The sequence below is a fragment of the Propioniciclava sp. genome (assembly GCF_029977985.1).
GTDB lineage: Bacteria > Actinomycetota > Actinomycetes > Propionibacteriales > Propionibacteriaceae > Propioniciclava.
Genome location: NZ_JARKOT010000124.1, coordinates 1 through 6509, shown reverse-complemented (window position 1 = coordinate 6509; position 6509 = coordinate 1). Strand labels below are relative to the sequence as shown.

2 protein-coding genes are annotated in these 6509 nt (G+C 75.3%); both read right to left on the bottom strand.

The genetic code is table 11. The features are described 5' to 3' along the window. Window positions 1-224: 224 nt before the first annotated feature. Window positions 225-3503, bottom strand: a complete 3279-nt coding sequence (locus Q1K57_RS08025) for a hypothetical protein (protein ID WP_300080732.1) — start codon at window positions 3501-3503, stop codon at window positions 225-227. Further along, window positions 3500-6509 (bottom strand): hypothetical protein (locus Q1K57_RS08020; RefSeq protein ID WP_300080730.1); only part of this gene is annotated, 3010 nt, incomplete at its 5' end. The genes Q1K57_RS08025 and Q1K57_RS08020, both read right to left, overlap by 4 nt.

Genomic DNA, 6509 nt, shown 5'->3' with positions numbered 1-6509 from the left:
ATGGACGCCGCTCTCCGCGTGGACGAAGAACCTGTCGAAGGCGGAGTGGGAGTCCTTCGATCGCGGCGTGCACGGCGTCGAACTCCTGAAGCCGTAGCGGCAGCGGCCAACACCACGTGGTGGAGAGCTACCCGGCGTCGTGGCCGGTTTCGCCACACCACGTAGTGGAGAGTTTCCCGGCGTGGTAGCCGGTTTCGCTCCACCTTGTTGTGGAGAGGCGGGGGTCAGGGGGAGCCCGGGACCTCGGCGGCGAGCTCCGCCTGGACCTCGGCGGCGAGGCCCCCGAGCCAGCCGAGGGGGTCGAAGCCGGTGACCGGGGAGCCGTCGGGGTTCCAGATCGCCACGTCCGACTCGGCGGGGGCGGGTTTGGGCTGCTCGATCGGCTCCGGGCTCAGCCGCAGGCCACCGCCGCGGGCGGACAGCTGCCGGATCGCCCGGACGAGCTCGGCCGGGTCCTCGGGCAGCAGGTTCGCCGCCAGGCCCAGCCGGCCGGCGATCAGGGCTCGGCGGAACGCCACCACCTCCGCCGGACGCCCGCCGGCCACCCGCTCGTCGAACGCGGACACCGCCAGGGAGGCGTCGAAGCTCAGTCCGCGTCGCCACAGGTGGGCACCGCCGGTGATCGCCCAGGCGTCGTCGACCAGGACGCTGGTGGCGTCCAGGTGCAGCGACCGGCCCGGCCCGGTGACCGGGGTGAACACCGCCAGCCGCTCACCGGCGGCCGTCCGCAGCGCGGCCAGTGCGGCCAGAACCCCCTTGTCCCGGACACGTTGCAGCTTCGCCGGCGTCCCCGGCGCCAGCGTCACCGGCAGGCAGACCACCACCTGCAGGGCGAGGTTCTCCGCCGCCCGGTCGATCAGCGCCTGCCACAGCCTCAGCACGTCATCGGTGCCGCTGGCGACGAACTCGTAGTCCATCGCCGGGGTCTCGAGGTAGATGTAGTCCTCCGCCCTGGCGAAGGCGGTGAACATGGCCTGCAGCGCCTCGCGGTAGCCGCTACGGGCGCCCAGCATGCGGCGGCTGACCGCCCGTACCACGCTGGCGGCAGCCGGTCCGGTGCTTCCCGGGAGCGTGATCCCGTTGGTGCTCAGCCAGGTCTGGATGTCGCTGAACGTGCCGTCGAACGGGAACGCACCCAGCCCGGTCGCGTTCAGCACCTGGGTGAGCCCTGGTTCGGCCTCCACGCCGAAGCCAACCGTCCGCAGTACGGCCGTCCACGTGCCGGGGACGGTGGGTGCGGCGGGTTGGGGGAGCGGCGTGGCCGCGGCCTGGGCGAGGGCGACCGTCGTGCCGGCGGTGCGTTCCCGCAGGATCTCCGCGACCGCGACGGCCGCCGGTCCACGCAGCCGGGCACCGGTGCCGTGCCGCTCGTCGTCGCCGGGCGCGCCGGGATGCCCGCTCTGGTGCGGCAGCAGTTCGTGGTGGACGCCGAGCGGCGTGACCGCGGCCACGACCGCATCGGCCACGCCGGCGGTGACGACGGCAGCCGCCACCTCGTCCCGCGCCTGCGTGGGCAGCGGGGCGCCCACCTGGACCAGCCGGGTCAGCCCGGGGCGGGCGATCACCGACGGGGTGGCCCCACCCGAGGCGACGGCCTCCGCGGTCTCGCCGCCACGCCAGCCCTTCCAGGCCGGCTCGGTGAGCAGGAAGCTGTCCCCGGCCACCAGCGCGGCGGCCACGGTCGGGGCATTCCACTGGGCGTTCGGCACGCTCGCCGGATCGACCAGCGCCGGCGGCGTGGACAGCCCGACCAGCGTGCTCCCGGACGGCAACGCCCCCGCCGGCACCCCGCCGGTGAAGGTCTGGCCGGACTCGCACGCCACCACCGGGTCGGTGACCGAGCCGAGGGTCGGCATCGTGCCGCCGACCGGCACCGGACGCTCCAACCGCACCTCCGCGTAGCGCATCGCCTGGGTGGCCGTGACCAGCATCAGGTCGAGGCCCATCCGGTTGTCGGGCGTGACGTCGCCGTCCGCCAGCCGCACCACGACCCGGACGACCCCGGCCGCGTCCACCGTGCCGGAGCCGCCGGCGCCGCGCTCGTGAACTCCCTTGTCGGAGTCGAAGTACTGGGGCCACACCCGCAGCCAGGCGCCCGCCAGCGACGGGTCGAAGCTGGTCTGCACGAGCACCCGCTGGTTGGTCACGGTCGAGCCGGCCGCCGTGCCGCCGCCGGTGAGGGCGACCATCGTCACCGCGTTCGGCAGCGCCGCCGGCGGAGCCACGGACGGGAGCGTCGGCGCCGCCAGCGCACCGGCCGACCGGTCCAGCACCGGCGCGGCCAGCGTGGCCGACCCGGCGCCGAGCACGGCCACCAGCCCCGCCATGGCCGCATCGGCGGTGGCCAGCAGCACCGTCTCGGTGGCGTCGGTGGTGGCCTGCGCCACCAGGATCTGGCTGGTCGTCCGCTTCTGGTCGTCCGCGCGGCGCTGTTCGACGTCGCTGGCGCCGGTGCCGGCGACCCGGGGCTGGCCGGTGACCTGCAGTTCGAGGTCGACCAGCGCGACCCGGACGAAGTCCCTGGTCAGGCCACCGACCGCGCCGGCCGCCCAGAGGTTGGCCGCGGCCAGGTAGTTGCCGGCCGGCAGCACCGCGACTCGCGGCAGGGGGGCGGCGTCCACCGTCCCGCCGGTGAGGGTGAGGTTCGCCCCGCCGGTGGTCGTCCGCACCGGTCCCGTGCCGGTGGGGCCCGTGGCCTGCAGCCGGCCCAGCACGCCCGGATGGGCCGGAGCCTCGTTGGGCGAGGTGAGGTGGAAGCCGAGTTGCGCGGTGGTGGTCGCCGTCCGCTGGGTGACGCCCGGCGCCCACAGGTTGTTGAACGTGGTGGTCAGCGACGTCCACCAGGCTGCGACCGCGCCCGGATCGAGCGGACGGCCGCGCACATCGAACGCGAACAGCTTCACCGTGGCCGCGGCCGGGAAGGTCAGCAGCTTGTCCTCGAACCCGAGGATGCTGCCGGCCCGCTTCAGGTCGGCCATCGGGTGGACGTCATTGCCCAGGTTGCCGCCGGTCTGGGTGAGGCCGAGGTGGCCGGCCTTCTCGGAGTCGCTGCTGAACCCCTGCACGGGTGGGTCGATCCGGTCGAGCAGCGTGGCCAGCGGCGGCGGGTTCTCGGGCAGTTCGAGCGCGAACCAGCGGACGGTCGCCCGGGTGGCCGTGCCGGCGGGCGGCGTGGTGCCGTCCACGGTGGGCAGGGTGAGCAGGGCGCCCAGCCGCTGCTCGACCTCGGGCAGCAGCCGGAACAGCGCCACCAGCCGTCCGGTGGTGAAGGCCGGGCTGCCGTCCGGCCCCCGCAACCCGGCGAGCACGGCCGGACGCGGGTCGGTGGCGACGGCGAGGGAGAGCAGCCCGCCGGCCGGCGGCAGCCAGTCCTCGCCGGTGGTGAGGTTGAGGGTCACCCCGAGGTCGTCGCCGGGGACGGGAAGCGTCACGTCGGTGCGGAACCAGGGCCCGATCGCCGGGGACTCCAGGCCGAGGGTGTCGGGGGCGGGTGCGAGAGTCATGGCGCCTCCACCAGGGGACTGGCGGCCGACATGCGGCCGATCGGATCGGTGACCACCACCCGGTAGCCGGTGCCCGCGGGCACGGTCGCGTCGGCGTCCACCACGTCGAAGAACGCGGACGGGTTCGTCCCGCGACCGGTCGGCGGCGGCGCCAGCCCGGGCACGCTGGCGAGCAGCCGCAGCCCCGCGCCGGGCAGCTGGCGGTAGACGTCGACGGCGTAGCCCGTGGTGCTGCCTCCGGCCAGCGGTTCCGGCTGCCGGAACCGGACGTGCACGCCGGCGGCATCCCTGGTGGCGGTCAGGTCGGTGACGGTCACCGGCGGGTCCGGCGGCAGCACCAGCGTCGACACCGGCGCGGACGGGCTCGACCACTCGCCGTCCGGGCCACCGCCGGGCGCCGGGGCACCCTGGACCTCCACCCGCCAGTGGTAGGTGACCCACGCCGGCAGGGCACTGCGCGGTCCCTCGACGGTGTTCCCGGTGTCGCCGACCACGAGCACCTGCGGCTGGTCGGGCGACGGCCGGGGCGGCAGCGCGCCGACACCGACGATCGGCATCAGCAGGGTGTCGGTCGTCGTCGTGGCCCGGCGCAGCCGGTAGCGGGCCGCCGGCGTCGGCCCGGCAGGCACGGTGATCGTCAGTTCGGCCTGCAGGTTGCCGGCACCGTCGACCACCGGCGTCACCGCGAGTGTCGGCTCGGGGGGCACCAGCAGGTTGGGGACGCCACGCGGCAGCAGCGGCGAGGTCGCGAAGTCCGACTCGACGCTGGCGGCGCTCACCGCCACCACGCGGTACAGCACCAGTACGGCCAGCGATCCGGACACGTCGTGGGAGAACACCACCGGTCCGCTCGGCGGTGCGGGCACCGGCTCGCCGGTCAGCTGCAGCCACCAGCGCCGCGGCAGCAGGGTACGGTTCGCGTCCCAGACCGCACCGCGGGCGGGCGCGTCGTCCCCGGCGGCGGTGAGCTGGTTGAGCAGCGTCTGCGCCTGGACGGTGGTCGGGGCGAGTCCTGCGTCGCCCGCGCCGGCCCGGCCGGCCACGATGTCGGCGAGCTTGGCCCGCAGGGTGGTCTCGTCGGCGACGAACACCCGGAACGACGCCTGCCCCGCGACCGGCGTCCAGGTCAGGGTTGCCCGGGCGCGGCCGGTGGAATCGGGGCGCGCGGTGTAGGTGAGCGTGGGCGGCAGGACGACCGGGGTCGGCGGACGTGGGTCGTACAGGGTCGCGGTCTTCGGCTCCGATGTGGCGGAGGCAGCGCCGGCGACGTCCCGCCACAGCGCGGTGACGGTCACCGTGCCGCTCGCCGTCGGCGCGAGCGCAGGCCCGGCCACCTCGATCACCAGGGTCTCGGGTGGGTTCGTCGGATCGGCGATCGGGTGCGTGGTGGTGCCCGGCGTGGCACCGCCGCTGCTGGTCAGTTCGAGGTGGTCGAGCAGCCGCGCGCCGGCGGGCAGGCCGCTGAGCGGCGGCACGGACACCTCGACCCGGACCTTGCCGGCCAGCGGCCCGGTCGGCGCCGGGTCGGGCACCACGGGCGGGATCACGGTCAGCGTCAGCGTGGGCCGCGGCGGCGCCGGACGCACGCCGGGACCGAACCCCGTCCGGCTCCAGCCCGACCAGCGGCCGAACCAGTCGGCCTGGGCGAGCTGCCAGCTGCCGTCGTCCTCGGTGATCCCCCGGTCGTCGAGGAAGCCCGACGTCGGGCTGGTCGCCGACTCGGCCTGGTTGGCCACGATCAGCGTCCGGCGGCCGACGGTGTCGGCGGCGTTCCGCTCGACCGGCGTCCCCCCGGACGGCTGGGCGATCGCGCTGGCCAGCCCCGCGCCGGGCACCAGCTGCTCGATGTCCATGGTCAGTTCGCGGACGGCGACCGGCGGCACCGTGGGCAGCCACGGGCCGGCCACCGGGGTCGCGAGCGCCGGGTTCGCCGGGCTGTCCAGCGGCACCCCGGTGGTGGCCGCCAGCACCACCCTGGCGAGGAAGAACGGCCCGTCGCCCAGCTTGCCCGGTTCGTCGACCGCCTGCTGGCCGGCGTGGGAGCTGACGGCCTTCGCGGCGACGTCCGGCCTGGTGAAGATGCCGGACGGGTCCAGCGTCGCGGTGAGCCCGGCCTTGGCGATCGCGTCCCAGTCGGGGCGGAACAGGCCCTGGACGATGTAGGCGACCACGACCTCGTCGTTCCAGCCGGCCTCCTCGTCCACATCGAGCAGCCCGAGCCAGCGGGCCAGGCCCGGATCCACCATCGCCTGCAGCAGGTCGTAGAGGATCAGCCGGTCGGACGTGCCGAGATTGTTGCCGCCGGCGTCCAGCACCTGCTCGACGGCGGTCAGTTCCCACGGCGGCGCGGTGGTGTCGTTGACGAGCCGGTCCAGGTGCGGCTCCAGTTCGGCGGCGAGTTTGGCGACCCGCACCACCTCGTCCGCCACGCTCACCGGCGGGCAGGCGGACGGGCCGGCGAGCGTCGGGTGCTCGTGCATGCCACCCCGCTGCGGGGCGCCGCGCTTCACCCGGTCGAGGGAGAACGCCAGACCGTTGGCCGGTCCGAGGTAGCGGGCGCCCGGGCCGATCGGCAGCGGCGCGGTCCGGAACGGCTCGAACACGTCCACCGCCTCGGCGGGCAGCCACGCCGCCGACCGGACGGTGCCGCTGCCGCTGACCACCAGCCGCTCGATGTGCGAGGCGTAGACGTGGTACGGCGCACGGCTGCGCCGGGCCACCGGGGCGTCGCCCAGCGGGGTCGCCACGACGCCGGTGAGCGCGAACGGGGCGCTCAGCTGCAGGGGCGGCCTGAGGCCGGTCTGGATGCCGACCGGGCCTCGCACCGGCAGCTCGATCCGGCTCGGCACCAGAGGCTGTAGTGGTCCGGGCAGCGGCCGGACGATCCGGCCCGCCTCGCCGTCGATCATCGCCCAGCAGCAGGTGGCGCCGAGCGGCAGGTAGCCGGTGACCGGGTTGTCCGGGGTGACGGTGAACGGCGTGGTCAGGATCGTGCCGTGGCTGTCC